8 protein-coding genes are annotated in these 16069 nt (G+C 58.2%); 4 read left to right on the top strand and 4 right to left on the bottom strand.

Features of this window, described 5'->3' with window-relative positions:
* Positions 1-6: 6 nt before the first annotated feature.
* A complete protein-coding gene (locus tag RYB66_RS25580; RefSeq protein ID WP_004654469.1) occupies positions 7-2145 on the bottom strand; it encodes an EAL domain-containing protein in 2139 nt (712 codons plus the stop codon).
* A gap of 314 nt (positions 2146-2459) precedes the next feature.
* Here RYB66_RS25580 and RYB66_RS25575 point away from each other — a divergent pair, with 314 nt between their 5' ends.
* Entirely contained in the window at positions 2460-3131 is a 672-nt protein-coding gene (locus RYB66_RS25575; protein WP_005743045.1) for a polysaccharide lyase family 7 protein, read from the top strand.
* Positions 3132-3229: 98 nt separating this feature from the next.
* Here RYB66_RS25575 and putP read toward each other — a convergent pair whose 3' ends face one another.
* The gene (putP, locus tag RYB66_RS25570) at positions 3230-4717 is read right to left on the bottom strand and encodes a sodium/proline symporter PutP (RefSeq protein WP_316895795.1); all 1488 of its coding nucleotides are present in this window, start codon (positions 4715-4717) and stop codon (positions 3230-3232) included.
* Between the two features lie 448 nt (positions 4718-5165).
* Here putP and putA point away from each other — a divergent pair, with 448 nt between their 5' ends.
* Positions 5166-9119: a trifunctional transcriptional regulator/proline dehydrogenase/L-glutamate gamma-semialdehyde dehydrogenase gene (gene putA, locus RYB66_RS25565; protein WP_005743047.1), complete on the top strand. Its 3954-nt coding sequence runs from the start codon at positions 5166-5168 to the stop codon at positions 9117-9119.
* Between the two features lie 226 nt (positions 9120-9345).
* Positions 9346-11148: an acyl-CoA dehydrogenase gene (locus tag RYB66_RS25560; protein WP_316895792.1), complete on the top strand. Its 1803-nt coding sequence runs from the start codon at positions 9346-9348 to the stop codon at positions 11146-11148.
* Between the two features lie 21 nt (positions 11149-11169).
* Here RYB66_RS25560 and RYB66_RS25555 read toward each other — a convergent pair whose 3' ends face one another.
* Both RYB66_RS25555 and RYB66_RS25550 read right to left on the bottom strand, forming a co-directional pair.
* Positions 11170-13815 (bottom strand): dermonecrotic toxin domain-containing protein, encoded by a 2646-nt coding sequence (locus RYB66_RS25555; RefSeq protein WP_316895790.1) that lies wholly within the window; start codon positions 13813-13815, stop codon positions 11170-11172.
* Positions 13816-13894: 79 nt separating this feature from the next.
* On the bottom strand, positions 13895-14068 hold the full coding sequence (locus RYB66_RS25550) for a hypothetical protein (protein WP_164513093.1): 174 nt from the start codon (positions 14066-14068) through the stop codon (positions 13895-13897).
* Positions 14069-14315: 247 nt separating this feature from the next.
* Here RYB66_RS25550 and RYB66_RS25545 point away from each other — a divergent pair, with 247 nt between their 5' ends.
* Positions 14316-16058: a potassium/proton antiporter gene (locus RYB66_RS25545; RefSeq protein WP_002551752.1), complete on the top strand. Its 1743-nt coding sequence runs from the start codon at positions 14316-14318 to the stop codon at positions 16056-16058.
* Positions 16059-16069 lie beyond the last annotated feature (11 nt).

Genomic DNA, 16069 nt, shown 5'->3' with positions numbered 1-16069 from the left:
GCCATTCTACAGCAATCCACTCGATCTCAAGCCTGCCACCTCAAAGTGCCCGGGGAAGCGCAGCGCGTCTTCGGGCACCATCGGATGCGCGATCAGAAAGCCCTGCATGACCTGACAGCCGTTGTCCGCCAGCCACTGGTATTGCTCGGGGGTCTCGACCCCTTCGGCAATAACCAGCATATCGAGGTTGCGACTCAGGTCGATGATGCTGCTGGCCATCGCCGCCTCGCGCCTGGACTCGACAATGTTGGCGACAAAACGCCTGTCCAGCTTCAAGGTGTCTAGCTGAAGATTGCGCAAGTGCGACAGCGAGCATTCGCCGGTCCCGAAATCGTCCAGCGCAATACGCACGCCGACGTCATGCAGCAACTTCAGCTGTTTATGGCTATGCGTAAGGTTATGCACCAGAGAGCTTTCAGTGATTTCCACCTCGATCTGCCCTGGTTTGAGCTCGAAGCGATCCATGGCACGCTTCAGCTCCGAAGCCAGGTTGGGCATGCAGAATTGCGTGGGGCTGACACAGACACTCAGTACCACATCGGCAGCAAACACCCGACTCCACGCCTGACGCTGTTCGGCACCCTGATCGAAAATCCAGCTGCCTAGCCGGTTGATCAACCTGGTCTCTTCAAGCAAGGGAATGAACAGTGCAGGAGGTACCTCGCCGACCGCCGGATGCTGCCAGCGCAACAACGCTTCGAAACCACGCAGGCGGCCATCCGCAACGTGGACCTGGGGCTGGTACACCACCGAAAAATCCTTGCCATCGATGGCCGTGCGCACGCTTTCCTCAAGCATCAGCCGTGAGCGGGCGCGTCCGTTCATGTTCTGGTCGTAGAACCGGTATTGCTGACGCCCTGCACGCTTGGCCTCGTACATGGCGATATCTGCCGCACGCAGCAAACCGTCCAGATTCGAGCCGCAGTCCGGAAAGGTCGCAATACCGACACTGGCACCCAAGGTGATATCGACACCGTCGACCTGGCGTCTTCCCGACACCCGTTCAATGAGCTTTTCGGCGATTTTGGCCGCCTGTTCGGGGTAATCAAGCCCATCGATCACGACCGTGAATTCGTCGCCGCCAATGCGCGCCAGAACATCATAGGGGCGCATGCTGTCCTTGAACTGCTCGGCGACCCAGAGCAATACCTGATCACCGGCGTCATGACCCAGCGCATCATTGATCTGCTTGAAGCCGTCCAGGTCCATGAACAGCACAACCAGGTATTTGTCTGTCTGCTCCTTTCGCAGGAGCATGCCTTCAACGGCCTGATAAAGCCCGCGGCGATTGAGCAGGCCTGTCAAAGCGTCGGTAACGGCCTGTTTTTCAAGTTGCTGATAAAGATCACGGACTACCGACATATCCAGAACCGTCATCACCATCGCCTTCTGCTCCGCAGGCAGCGCCGCGCAAGACAAGGCAACCGGCAACTGTGTACCTTGTGCGGTACGCAGAACGGCATCGTGCACCCGGTAGGTGTCGGCCTTGCGATAGTGCTTGTAGAAGCCAGACTCCAGCCAGTCGCCCACTTGCGGTTCGATAATGTAATCCAGCACTTGCGTACCGCGCAGTTGATCGACCGAAGCGCTCAACAACTGGCAGATGGCGGGATTGGCAAAACTGATGGTGCCCGCCTCATCAACGACCAGAATGCCTTCGGCGACGTTGGCCAGCACTGACGCGTTGAACGCTCGGGCCGATTCAAGCTCCAGCGAGAGCTGTTGCAGCGCACGACGGTTACGCTGCTGCTCAAGCAGGGTCTGCACCTTGGGCTTGAGAACGTTCGGGTCGAAGGGTTTGAACAGGTAATCCGTCGCGCCATTCGCATACCCCTTCTGCACGGCATCCTGAGTCTGCTCATTGGCCGTGAGAAAGATAATCGGCGTCAGACGGGTGCGCTGACTGCCTCGCATTAGCCGGGCGACTTCGAAGCCGTCCATGCCCGGCATCTGCACATCCAGCAGAACCAGATCGACTTCCTGCTCAAGAAGTACCGTCAATGCTTCGATGCCTGAACTCGCAGTCACAATATGCCAGTCCGTTCTTTGCAGAACAGCGCACATCGTCACCAGATTTTCCGGGTAATCGTCTACAACCAGTAAAACCGAAGAGCCATCGTGTGGCTGTGTTGGCACGCGTTCCATGCTGCTTCTCTATGTGGGCATGACGCCTGGGTTTCAGGACGACCGTCATACTTTGGAATAACTCTAGCCCCGTCTCGCAAAAAGCAGAAGCAAGGCACCCCTTCCCTACCATCAAAGTTCGATCTACCCGACTAACGGTCATTCCCTGTACGCCGTGCACACTCTGCTCTGCAGGAAAAGTGACAGCACTTTGACGTCATTGGTTCGACAACTTTTAATTAACAAATCGCCCTACAATCCGTATAAAACTCGCTCAAACCCTCTTGCTAGAGGCCCCCCTTGGTAGCAAACAGACATGCGCGGAAGGATTGAACATGATCGATCTCGGATCGTACCAACTCAGCATTCCAGTGGGCTCACCCCCCAAAACCATTACCACCGCTCAGCTTGTTAAGGGTTATGACGGCAAATACTTCAAATCAAAATCGGACTCCATTGTGTTCTGGTCTCCGGTGACCGGGACCAAAACCGAAAACGCTAAATATTCGCGCAGCGAGTTACGGGAAACATGGTCAGATGGATCACTGCACAATTGGGTATATCCCGACGCGGACAACTATCTGAACGCTAAACTGGAAGTCGATCAGGTGCCCTCTTCCGGCAAGATCGTGATCGGCCAGATACATGCCTACGAGAGCACCGAGCCTCTTCTGAAAGTCGAGTATCAATACAAGGAAGACACCAAGACCGGAGACATCGTTGCGAAAGTTCGCAATCGTTTCGATGACGACGAAAGCAAGGTCTATAAGATAGTCGAAGGTGTGAAGCTCAATCAGACATTCAGTTACGTCATTCACCTGAGCAAGGGTGGAAAATTGACTGTCAGTGTCAACGACACCGACTGGAGCAAGCGCATCAGCGAGACCTGGCGCGACAAGCCTTTGTATTTCAAAGCCGGTGTTTATACCCAGGACAACACCGGGTATACCTCGGAAGGCGGCAAGGCCACGTTCTATAATCTGGATATTGATCACAACAAGAGCTGAGTCGCACGCAGGCCTTGAATCAAACGATCAAAAAAACGGCCCGCACTTGCAGAAAGTGCGGGCCGCTTTTCATTTCATCGGTTATTCAAGCAGCATTATCAGCGGTTGGCTTTGAACTCCTGCTCAGCCGCCAGGAAACGTGTCTGCATGGACGCGGACGCAGGCTTGCTGATCAGACTGAATACCACGATGGCAATGCTGGCAAGGATGAAACCCGGGATGATTTCATACAGGCCAAGGGTACTGAACTGCTTCCAGAGTACGACAGTCGCAGCGCCGACTATTACCCCAGCCAGCGCACCATTGCGCGTCATGCCTTTCCACAGCACAGATATCAGCACCACAGGGCCGAATGCAGCGCCAAACCCTGCCCAGGCATAGCTCACCAGCCCCAGTACGCGATTCTCGGGATTGGCGGCCAGCAGAATGGCAATGACAGCGATCAGCAACACCATCGCACGCCCGACCCACACCAACTCAAGCTGCGAAGCCCCCTTGCGCAGATAAGCCTTGTAGAAGTCTTCGGCCAGCGCGCTGGAGCACACCAGCAACTGGCAACTCAGCGTACTCATCACCGCAGCCAGAATGGCCGACAGCAATACACCGGCAATCCATGGATTGAACAGCAGCTTGGCCAGTTCGATGAAGACCCGCTCCGGGTTCTCGGTCACCGGCCCGGCCACATCCGGGTGCGCGGAGAAGTAAGCGATACCAAAGAAGCCTACCGCCACAGTACCGCCAAGGCACAGGATCATCCAGGCCATAGAGATGCGTCGGGCGCTGGCAATCGACTTGACCGAATCAGCCGCCATGAAGCGCGCCAGGATATGCGGCTGACCGAAATAACCCAGTCCCCAGCCAAGCAGGGAAATGATGCCGATGAAGGTCGTGTTCTTGAACATGTCGAAGCTGGTCGGATCTTTCGCTTCAATGGCCAGGAAGGTGGTATCGACCCCGCCTGTTGCCAGCAGGACGATGATCGGCGTCAGGATGAGGGCGAAGATCATCAGCGTGGCTTGTACGGTGTCGGTCCAGCTCACGGCCAGAAAACCACCGACGAAGGTGTACGCAATGGTAGCCGCAGCGCCGGCCCACAGGGCGGTTTCGTAGGACATGCCGAAGGTGCTTTCAAACAGACGCGCGCCCGCAACGATGCCCGAGGCGCAATAGATGGTGAAGAACACCAGAATCACGATGGCCGAGATGATGCGCAGCAGGCCGCTGTTGTCTTCGAAGCGGCTGCTGAAGTAATCCGGCAGGGTCAGCGCGTCACCGTTGTGCTCTGTCTGCACACGCAGACGACCGGCCACGAACAGCCAGTTCAGGTAGGCGCCGATGATCAGACCAATGGCGATCCAGCTTTCCGACAGGCCGGACATATAGATAGCCCCCGGCAACCCCATCAACAGCCAGCCGCTCATGTCCGAGGCCCCTGCTGAAAGCGCTGTTACCACGCTGCCCAGGCTGCGCCCGCCGAGGATGTAATCCGAAAGGTTGTTGGTAGAGCGATAGGCCATCAGGCCGATCAAGACCATTGCCGCTATATAGATCACAAACGTGATCAAGGTAGGGTTACTGACACTCATGAGTTCTGCCTTGGCATTGTTTTTATGTTGGCACCCGATGCCAAAGGGAATAGCGACCGATATTCGGCGCATCCGTGCTTTTGCACCCGACACCGCGTTGACTGATCGCTCCGCAAGGATCGGCAATCAATGACTGGCGGTTGCACCGCGGGAATGAATCCTATTAAACAAACCAAACAAGGTGCAACCCATTTCAACGTGCAAGTTGCACCTGTTACAAAAAAACCAATAAAGGCGTTTTTCTGCGCCATTTTAGGGCGTTTTCGACCCTCTCTACAAACAATCGCGCACCAGCTCTGAGCAAAGCAGCACTCTCGCGGGTCACTTGCCGGGAATGTCACAAAATATTATCGAAACAGGGTTGCACTCGGTTGCACCTGACCCCGTCACAGCGCTAATCTTCGCCAAAGCCGATGCCACCGTTGCGTGGCTATAATGAGGACAACACATGGCCACCACTACTCTAGGCGTCAAACTTGACGACCCGACCCGCGAGCGATTGAAAGCCGCCGCCCATTCGATCGACCGCACACCGCACTGGTTGATCAAGCAGGCAATTTTCAATTACCTGGAAAAACTGGAGAGTGGTGCAACCTTGCTGGAGCTCAATGGCGCGACTGGCAAAGACAGCGAAGACCGAGGCGAAGTGGCGGAAGACACAGGCCTGCAATGCTTCCTGGATTTCGCCGAGAGCATTCAACCGCAGTCGGTATTGCGGGCGGCCATCACCTCCGCCTACCGCCGCCCCGAGCAGGAAGTGGTGCCGATGCTGCTGGAGCAGGCGCGCCTGACTGCACCTGTTGCCGAAGCCACCAACAAGATGGCCGCGTCTATTGCCGAAAAGCTGCGCAACCAGAAAAGTGCTGGCGGCCGCGCTGGCATTGTTCAAGGCCTGTTGCAGGAATTTTCGCTGTCCTCGCAGGAAGGCGTTGCACTCATGTGCCTGGCCGAGGCGTTGCTGCGCATTCCGGACAAGGGCACGCGCGATGCCCTGATTCGCGACAAGATCAGCAACGGCAACTGGCAGCCGCACTTGGGCAACAGCCCCTCGCTGTTCGTCAACGCTGCCACCTGGGGCCTGCTGCTGACCGGCAAGCTGGTCGCCACTCACAATGAGGCAGGCCTCACTTCTTCACTGAGCCGCATCATCGGCAAGAGCGGCGAACCGATGATCCGCAAGGGCGTCGACATGGCCATGCGCCTGATGGGCGAGCAGTTCGTCACCGGCGAAACCATCGGCGAAGCCCTGGCCAATGCCAGCCGTTTTGAAGCCAAGGGCTTCCGCTATTCCTACGACATGCTGGGTGAAGCGGCGCTTACCGAGCATGATGCGCAGAAGTATCTCGCGTCCTACGAGCAGGCCATACACTCCATCGGCAAGGCCTCCCACGGCCGCGGTATCTACGAAGGCCCGGGCATTTCCATCAAGCTGTCGGCACTGCACCCGCGCTATAGCCGCGCCCAGTACGAGCGCGTGATGGAAGAACTGTACCCGCGCCTGCTGTCGCTGACCCTGCTGGCCAAGCAGTACGACATCGGCCTGAACATCGATGCCGAAGAGGCTGATCGTCTGGAGCTGTCACTGGATCTGCTCGAGCGCCTGTGCTTCGAACCGCAGCTGACTGGCTGGAACGGCATTGGCTTCGTAATTCAGGCTTACCAGAAGCGCTGCCCTTATGTGATCGATTACGTGATCGATCTGGCTCGGCGCAGCCGTCACCGCCTGATGATCCGTCTGGTCAAGGGCGCGTATTGGGACAGCGAGATCAAGCGCGCCCAGGTCGAAGGTCTGGAAGGCTATCCGGTGTACACGCGCAAGGTGTACACCGACGTCTCGTACATCGCCTGTGCCCGCAAGCTGCTGGCGGCACCAGAAGTCATTTATCCACAATTCGCCACACACAACGCCCACACCCTGGCGGCTATTTACCAGATCGCCGGGCAGAATTATTACCCAGGTCAGTATGAGTTCCAGTGCCTGCACGGCATGGGCGAGCCTTTGTACGAGCAGGTCGTAGGCAAGGTCGCAGACGGCAAGCTGAACCGTCCATGCCGCGTGTACGCTCCGGTCGGCACGCATGAAACGCTGTTGGCCTATCTGGTCCGTCGTCTGCTGGAAAACGGTGCCAACACGTCGTTCGTCAACCGGATTGCCGACCATTCGATCTCCATTCAGGAACTGGTGGCCGACCCGGTCAGCCAGATCGAACGCATGGCAACACAGGAAGGCGGTTTCGGCTTGCCGCACCCGCGCATTCCGCTGCCGCGCGACCTGTATGGCACCGAGCGCGCCAACTCCAGCGGCATCGACATGGCCAACGAGCATCGTCTGGCTTCGCTGTCCTCGGCCCTGCTCGCCACAGCGCACAATGACTGGAAAGCTGCCCCCATGCTCGGCTGCCCGGCCAGCGCAGGCACACTGACTGCCGCGTTGAACCCATCGGACCTGCGTGATGTGGTCGGTCATATTCAGGAAGCCTCGCTGCAGGATGTCGAGAACGCCATCCAGTGCGCCTTGAGCGCTGGCCCGATCTGGCAGGCAACACCGCCTGCCGAACGCGCCGCAATTCTGGAACGTGCTGCCGATTTGATGGAAAGCGACATCCAGCCCTTGATGGGCCTGCTGGTCCGCGAGGCGGGCAAGACCTTCGCCAACGCCATCGCCGAGGTGCGCGAAGCCGTCGACTTCCTGCGTTACTACGCCGTACAGGCGCGCAATGATTTCACCAACGACGCCCATCGTCCGCTGGGGCCGGTGGTCTGCATCAGCCCGTGGAACTTCCCGCTGGCAATTTTCAGCGGTCAGGTCGCTGCTGCACTGGCTGCGGGCAACCCGGTGCTGGCCAAACCGGCCGAGCAAACACCGTTGATTGCCGCCCAGGCTGTGCGCCTGCTGCTTGAAGCCGGTATCCCGGAAGGCGTGGTGCAATTGTTACCGGGGCGCGGTGAAACCGTAGGTGCCGGGCTGGTCGGCGACGAACGCGTCAAAGGCGTGATGTTCACCGGTTCCACTGAAGTCGCCCGCCTGCTGCAACGCAACGTGGCGGGTCGCCTGGACTCGCAGGGCCGCCCCATACCGTTGATCGCCGAAACCGGCGGTCAGAACGCGATGATCGTCGACTCTTCGGCGCTGACCGAACAGGTTGTCATTGACGTGGTTTCTTCGGCGTTCGACAGCGCCGGGCAACGTTGCTCGGCACTGCGCGTGCTGTGCCTGCAGGAAGACTCTGCCGACCGCGTCATCGAAATGCTCAAGGGGGCGATGGCCGAGAGCCGCCTCGGCAACCCGGAGCGCCTGTCCGTGGACATCGGCCCGGTGATCGATGCCGAGGCCAAGGCGGGTATCGAAAAACACATCCAGGCCATGCGCGACAAAGGCCGTACGGTTTATCAGGTGGCCATTGCCGATAGCACGGAGCTCAAGCGTGGCACTTACGTGATGCCGACCCTGATCGAGCTGGAAAGCTTCGATGAGCTGCAACGCGAAATCTTCGGCCCGGTGCTGCACGTGGTGCGCTACAAGCGCAAGGAACTGGGCCTGCTGATAGACCAGATCAATGCATCCGGCTACGGCCTGACCCTTGGTGTTCATACCCGTATAGACGAGACCATCGCCAAGGTCATCGACAACGTCAACGCAGGCAACGTCTATGTAAACCGTAACATCGTCGGTGCTGTGGTGGGCGTCCAGCCATTTGGCGGCGAAGGCTTGTCCGGCACCGGCCCTAAAGCCGGTGGCCCGCTGTACCTGTACCGCCTGCTGTCGACGCGTCCGCAGGATGCCATCGAGAAATCGTTCGTGCGCAGTGATGCACTGTCTGCTCCGGACACCCGCCTGCGTGACATCCTCAACAAACCGTTGCAAGCCTTGAAGACCTGGGCAGCCAGTAACCAGCAAAGCGATCTGGATGCCCTGTGCAGCCAATACGCCGAGCAATCGCAAAGCGGCATCACTCGCCAGCTGGCGGGGCCGACCGGCGAGCGCAACAGCTATGCGATTCTGCCGCGTGAACACGTGCTTTGCCTGGCGGATGACGAGAACGACCTGCTGATTCAACTGGCGGCCGTGCTGGCTGTCGGCAGCTCTGCCGTTTGGCCGGAAACAGACATCAGCAAGCCATTGCGCGCTCGTCTGCCAAAGGACGTTCAGGCACGCATCAAGCTGATCCCTGACTGGACCAAGGACGAAGTCGCTATCGACGCCGTCCTGCACCACGGCGATTCCGATCAGCTACGCGCCATCTGCCAGCAGATCGCCCAGCGCAGCGGCGCAATAGTCGGCGTCAACGGCCTGTCCCACGGCGAAACCAACGTGCCGCTGGAACGCCTGGTGATAGAGCGGGCATTGAGCGTGAACACTGCGGCGGCGGGTGGCAATGCGAGCCTGATGACGATCGGCTGATGCCGCTAGGTAACAGATGACGCAGGGCGTCAAGAAAGGCCTTCCCACGCTGGAGCGTGCGGAACGAAAGGTGTCTGAAAAACACCGACCGTTCCCATGCTCTGGACGCTTCGCGTCCGCTCTCGATACCCCCCGCACACGCTCGACCATCACCCGAATCAATCTTGCTACCCTCCCCCCTCAACCCGACCTAGACTTGAGCCATTCCAAGAATAGGTACGCCATCATGTCCGAGTCGCTGCTCAGTTCCCGAAACCTGGCTTTCGAGCTGTATGAAGTGCTGGACGCCGAAGGGCTGACGCGGCGTGAGCGGTTTGCCGAGCATTCGCGGGAAACCTTCGATGCAGCGCTGGGGACGGCGCGTACTATCGCGGAAAAGTATTTTGCGCCGCACAACCGCAAGGCTGACGAAAACGAGCTGCGCTATGAAAATGGCGAAGCGATTCTGATCCCCGAGGTCAAGCCTGCGGTGGATGCGTTTCTCGCCGCTGGTTTTCTCAATGCATCGCGTGATTTTGAAGCGGGCGGCATGCAGTTGCCGACCCTACTGTCACAGGCCTGCTTTGCCCACTTTCAGGCAGCCAATGTCGGAACCACGGCCTACCCGTTCCTGACCATGGGCGCGGCGAATCTGATTGAGAGTTTTGGCAACGACGAACAAAAACAGCGCTTTCTGCAACCGATGATCGAGGGGCGCTTCTTCGGCACCATGGCGCTGACCGAGCCACACGCAGGCTCGTCGCTGTCAGACATCCGCACCCGCGCCGAACCGGCAGACGACGGCACCTACCGGCTGCGTGGCAACAAGATTTTCATCTCGGGTGGTGATCACGCGCTTTCGGAAAATATCGTGCACATGGTATTGGCAAAACTGCCGGATGCGCCTGGCGGGGTCAAAGGTATCTCGCTGTTCATCGTGCCCAAGTTTCTGGTCAACGACGACGGCAGCCTCGGCAAGCGCAACGATGTGCTGCTGGCTGGCCTGTTTCACAAGATGGGCTGGAAAGGCACTACCTCTACCGCGCTGAATTTCGGCGATAACGGTGAGTGTGTCGGCTATCTGGTCGGCAAGCCTCATCACGGTTTGAGTTACATGTTCCAGATGATGAACGAAGCACGCATCGGCGTCGGCCTGGGCGCGGTCATGCTCGGCTATTCGGGGTATCTGTATTCTCTGGATTATGCCCGCGACCGACCTCAAGGTCGGCTGCCCGACAGCAAGAGCCCCGAGAGCACGCCTGTTCCGATCATTCAGCACGCCGACGTGCGGCGCATGCTACTGATCCAGAAAGCGTATGTAGAAGGCGCGTTCGACCTGTGCCTGTATGCCTCACGACTGTTCGACGACACACAGACCGGAGAAACCGAAGACGCCCGCAAGCATGCCCATGAACTGTTGGACCTGCTGACTCCGGTGGTCAAGTCATGGCCCTCGGAGTTCTGCCTGAAGGCTAACGAGCTGGCGATTCAGGTTCTAGGCGGTCATGGCTATACCCGCGAATACCCTGTTGAGCAGTACTACCGCGACAACCGGCTTAATCCGATTCATGAAGGTACTCACGGCATTCAGTCGCTGGACCTGCTTGGCCGCAAGCTGGCGCAGAACGGCGGCACCGGCCTCAAGCAACTGCTGCGCCTGATATCCGATACATGCGAGCGGGCGCAGGTTTATGACTCACTTCATGAGCTGCGCCAACCTCTGGAGCAATTGGTCACTCATGTGCAGGCTGTCACCCTCGGCCTGCTGACCGATCTGGCGCAAGGCAGAATCACCAGTACGCTGGCCAATTCGGCGCTGTACCTCAAGGTATTCGGCCACACCATCATCGGCTGGCGCTGGCTGGAACAGGCGATTCGCGCCGAGGAAGGTCTGGGCAAAGGTCATTCGTCTGACAGCGACTTCTACAAGGGCAAGCTGCAAGCTGCCCGCTACTTCCTGACATGGGAATTACCGGGCTGCCATCACGAGCTGAGCATTCTGGAGAACCGCGATGACACCTGCCTCGCTATGCGCGATGACTGGTTTTAAATAAAACCGGGCGGCGCTTGGTCAGTGAGGGCTGAACAGGTCAGTCATCGGGTTCTGTGGAAAGAACCGGTCGACCAATACCTTGGCATCTGCCCCCAACTTGAGCGCGTATTGCTCTCGACTGAATGGCTCGCCCGTGCGCATATCGTAAAGCGCTCTTCCCTGAACCGGGCGATCGACCTCCTGCATCTGGACTTTCATGAGACGATAAAAATCGCCGACCACTTCTTCGATACTCTCGATCTGAAAATAACAACCGGGCAAAAAGATCGATTCGGCCTCATCGGGCGAGGCTGAAAATGGCGCGATCGGCGTGGCCCTCAAATACCGTCCTTTGGGCAAAACAAAGACCACCGAAGTATCATCGAACGTTATCGGCCCAATCACCGCATTAGTAGGGGCACCGGCTCGACTGCTGGCGAACGCGCTGACCACATAGGGGTTTTCACTGAACGAAGTGATATCGGTATTGACCAGCACATCGCCAACCTTGATCTGCCCGCTACGGAACACGGCACCCGAGGTGCCCCGATCACCGCTGCCACCCCGATACAACTCGACATCATTGCTATAGCCCACCACCTGGATGTCATCGGCAAGACGCTCAATGAACCTTACCTGGTTGGGGCCCCTACGTTCGCCTGTACGCAGGAATCGATTGAACACCGTATCCTCCTGGGTATAGAGCATGATGTTAGCGCCGTAATAGTCGTCCTCGCCCAGCTTGAACACCCTGTGTTTACCGTGCCACGGGTCCCGGTACACTTCATCGCCTTCGGGTGAAGAGTCAGACTCCAGAACATCGTCCGTGGCTGGCTCCCAGATATCCATGACCTCTTTCTGACGAGTCAGGGCTCTTTCTGCATAATATTGCTCATTGAATATGTCCGTTTGCAGGTACCTGTCCCAGAACGTTGAATGCACTGTTGCATAAGGTTTTCCTGGCGGGACTGATGAGCTGGTAGACGGCACCTGCGGATCCATAGGCGAGCCACCCTGCAAGCCAGGTGATTGAATCAGCGTCCATTCTCCGTCGAGCCCCAAGCGAACCGGCTTACTGCCAACGAACGCAAAAGGATTGTCAGGGTCAACGATAAACCAGCACTGCTGTTGCTCACTGAACATCACGCGGTACGGCAACCGCGCAAGCTTGATCCAGGTTTCGCCATTGCCCAACGAGTAAACGCCACGAAACCTGCCTTCCTCGGCTGAGGGCGTGAGGCTGTCCAGCAGCAGGTTGCCTTCCATGTTTTCCAGCGGATCGACAATCACGCCACTCTCCACAACTTCACTGGGGAGCGACACGACATCCGCCCGCACTAATGGAATACGCTCAGGCATGGCACGAATGGACATCAGTAGCGGCAGATTAAAAAGCAGGTAAAGGGTGTTGATAATGGCACCCAATACACCAGCGCGACGTTGCGCCGGGGTCTTGCCATTGACCGCCTGATCAATGTTCAACCCGGTATTGGCGAGGCCTGCGCCAACCAGCGTCAGAGCAACGGGCCACCCCAACGCGGCTAGGCCGCCAAAAGCCTGCATGAAGGCACTTAGATAACCGATCCACATCTGCTTGCGCAGATCGGCGTTGGACGTCAGCAACTGATGCGCGTCGGCGGTCATGACCTGACGCGCGATATCACGCAGATAAATAAAGGGATCACCCACGATGGGTGCCCGGGATTGATTGATAAGTCGGACATCGGCACGCCAGTCATGCGCGAGCAATTCACTGACTCCGCGCGCAAACCTGACGCTGTCCTGTGTTCGTGCCGCCTCGCCGCGCAGGAAATTGCCTGTCAGTGCCTTACCCGCCTGCTCGCTCGCGAACTGCCCCTTGAGCCAGTTGTATAGCGCGCGTTCGTTTTCGAACACCTGAAAAGGCTGCTCGGCATCAGGCCGGTAAATCACTTCCCGGCCATCAGCGATAACGATACGCAGCATGTCGTAAGTCTTGACGCCGTTGATATCCAGCGTATGCACCGAAAGGCCAGGCGTTACCAAGGGCGAGTCCCGCAAGGCCTTCAGCGTCGCAGGCTGCGAGGGATCAGTGACGACGAATCGAGTGACGTGCTTGAAGTCGTCTGGCGAAAGCTGACCTTTGCGCAGGCAATTACCGGCTGCAACCAAATAGTGCGCTTTGGCCAGAATGCAAAAATTCTCACTGTGCGAACTCCAGAAACGCTCCATGCGGCGGGTGTACAGCGAGCTGAAATCCAGCGTCCACATTTCTGCCAGCAAAGTCTGCGGTAGCATGGGCACCTCGTTGCGCTCGTCGAACACCTCATGATCCGGACCGTCGGTATAAAAACCGCCGTAAAGGGAAAGCTCATCACTGGCCTCTTGGTCGTGGGCGTTGAAGTTCTGCATGAGCAGTTCGATCAACGTCATCGATTGCAGCGGTTTGCCGGAATGTTGCCAGCCGGTAAATGTACGCGGACTGCTGCTTGCGCTGCCGAAACGATGCCAATAGACCTTGTCAGGGTTAAACACCTTTTGCGTGTGCTGAAGCATGATCTTGCTGACTACGCTATAGGCCAGATCGTGCAGATCGGGGTAGTCGAAAACAAATTGCTTCGCGCGTTCACGCAGCAGTTGCTGATCGGTTTTAGGTATTTTCAGAGATTGGGTCGTCATGACTTCTTCCTGTATGAGAGAAGTCATGCACGTAATCACTCCTTACGGCATACGTGGCACTAACTATTTATAACGCGACCCTGCGCAGGCAGGCACGTGAACTGATTCAGTCAGAGGCCCGAACAGCAAAGGCGGCGGGTGACTGCAGATTGATCGGGTTCGGCCGGAAGTAATCGCGACCGAAAGTATTTGCTCGCCCGCCTCCAGAACTCTGCATGCGGATCCCGCTTATCGCCGAACGGATTTCCGCCCTTCTTATTTCTGCAATTTCATCGTCCATGATGAAAACCTTCTATAGCTGAAGCTCGACAACAGGCCGCAAGAAGGCTTGGCTTGCGGCATATACGTCTGTGTCGACCGCCAGATTGCGACGAGTCACGTGCTCTGGAACGCCGAATCTGCGTGATCCGCCGGAAATTGATCTTTGACAGCCAAGCAATTCAACAGGTTAAATCGCTTGGCACGCGGACTGCATGGTCAGTTTTCGCCCCTCTCGCTTCAATTCAGTTTTCTACGGAGTACCGCCCTTGGACGCCACCACCATCAACAGCCTGTTCCTGATCGGCGCGTTGCTGGTAGCCGCAAGCATCCTGGTCAGCTCTCTTTCATCACGCCTGGGTATTCCGATCCTGGTCATCATCCTGGCCGTGGGCATGGTGGCGGGCGTGGATGGCGGCGGGATCATCTTCGACAACTACGCTACCGCCTACCTGGTCGGCAACCTTGCGCTGGCCGTGATCCTGCTCGACGGCGGGCTGCGCACACGGGTGGCCAGTTTCCGGGTTGCGCTGTGGCCTGCCTTGTCGCTGGCAACGGTGGGCGTGCTGATCACCACCGTACTGACCGGCATGGTGGCTGCCTGGCTGTTCAATCTCAGCGTCATTCAGGGCCTGTTGATCGGCGCGATCGTCGGCTCCACAGACGCCGCTGCGGTGTTCTCCCTGCTGGGCGGCAAAGGCCTGAACGAGCGGGTCACCGCCAGCCTTGAGATAGAATCGGGCAGCAACGACCCTATGGCCGTGTTCCTGACCGTCACCCTGATCGGCATGCTGGCCAGCGGTCAGACCGGCTTGCACTGGGGGCTGCTGGGGCATTTGATTCAGGAGTTCGGCATCGGCAGTTTCATCGGCCTGGGCGGCGGCTGGATCCTGCTTCAGCTGGTCAACCGCATCAATCTGGCGGCCGGCCTGTACCCTATTCTGGTGATTGCCGGGGGGCTTGCGATCTTTGCCCTGACCAACGCGATTCACGGCAGCGGCTTTCTCGCGGTCTACCTGTGCGGTCTGGTGCTGGGTAACCGGCCGATCCGCAGCCGCCACGGCATCCTGCACATGCTCGACGGCATGGCCTGGCTGGCACAGATCGGCATGTTTCTGGTGCTGGGCCTGCTGGTCACGCCCCACGACCTGCTGCCGATTGCAATACCGGCGCTAGGCCTGGCGCTGTGGATGATTCTGGTGGCACGCCCGCTGTCGGTGATGGTCGGCCTGCTGCCGTTCAAGGCCTTCCATGGCCGCGAAAAAGCCTTTATCGCCTGGGTCGGCCTGCGCGGCGCGGTGCCGATCATTCTCGCCGTGTTCCCGCTGATGGCCGGGCTGCCCAATGCGCAGCTGTACTTCAACCTGGCGTTCTTCATCGTACTGGTCTCGCTGTTGCTGCAAGGCACCAGCCTGCCGTGGGTGGCCAAACTGTTGAAAGTGACGGTTCCGCCTGACCCTGCGCCTATTTCCCGAGCCGCGCTGGAGGTGCACGTCACCAGTGAATGGGAGCTGTTCGTCTACCGTCTGGGCGCTGAAAAGTGGTGCATCGGTGCAGCGCTGCGTGAGCTAAAAATGCCTGAAGGCACGCGTATTGCCGCGCTGTTCCGGGGCCAGCAGTTGCTCCACCCGTCCGGCAGTACGACGCTGGAAGTGGGCGACCTGCTCTGTGTGATCGGTCACGAACATGATCTTCCGGCATTGGGCAAACTGTTCAGCCAGGCACCGCAACGTGGCCTGGACCTGCGCTTCTTCGGCGACTTCGTTCTTGAAGGCGATGCACGGCTGGGTGAAGTCGCGGCCCTGTATGGCCTGAAACTCGATGGCATTGACCCCGGAATGCCACTCAGCCAGTTCATCGTGCAGAAGAACCGCGGCGAGCCAGTGGTGGGCGACCAGATTGAATGGAATGGAACTATTTGGACAGTTGCCGTCATGGACGGGAACAAGATCCAGAAAGTGGGCGTCAAATTCCCCGAAGGAACCCGCCCGGGCCCCGGACTGTTCCTTTAAACTGCCAATCC

It is taken from the genome of Pseudomonas syringae group sp. 243L2, from assembly GCF_032587875.1.
In the GTDB taxonomy this organism is placed as follows: Bacteria; Pseudomonadota; Gammaproteobacteria; order Pseudomonadales; family Pseudomonadaceae; genus Aquipseudomonas; species Aquipseudomonas amygdali.
The sequence above is the reverse complement of the archived record's forward strand: the minus strand, read 5'-3'. Positions and strand labels throughout refer to the sequence as shown.

Excerpts from the sequence above, each read along its gene's own strand:
- RYB66_RS25580 (WP_004654469.1), bottom strand. The coding sequence starts at position 2,145 with ATGGAACGCGTGCCAACACAGCCACACGATGGCTCTTCGGTTTTACTG.
- RYB66_RS25575 (WP_005743045.1), top strand. The coding sequence starts at position 2,460 with ATGATCGATCTCGGATCGTACCAACTCAGCATTCCAGTGGGCTCACCC.
- putP (WP_316895795.1), bottom strand. The coding sequence starts at position 4,717 with ATGAGTGTCAGTAACCCTACCTTGATCACGTTTGTGATCTATATAGCG.
- putA (WP_005743047.1), top strand. The coding sequence starts at position 5,166 with ATGGCCACCACTACTCTAGGCGTCAAACTTGACGACCCGACCCGCGAG.
- RYB66_RS25560 (WP_316895792.1), top strand. The coding sequence starts at position 9,346 with ATGTCCGAGTCGCTGCTCAGTTCCCGAAACCTGGCTTTCGAGCTGTAT.
- RYB66_RS25555 (WP_316895790.1), bottom strand. The coding sequence starts at position 13,815 with ATGACTTCTCTCATACAGGAAGAAGTCATGACGACCCAATCTCTGAAA.
- RYB66_RS25550 (WP_164513093.1), bottom strand. The coding sequence starts at position 14,068 with ATGGACGATGAAATTGCAGAAATAAGAAGGGCGGAAATCCGTTCGGCG.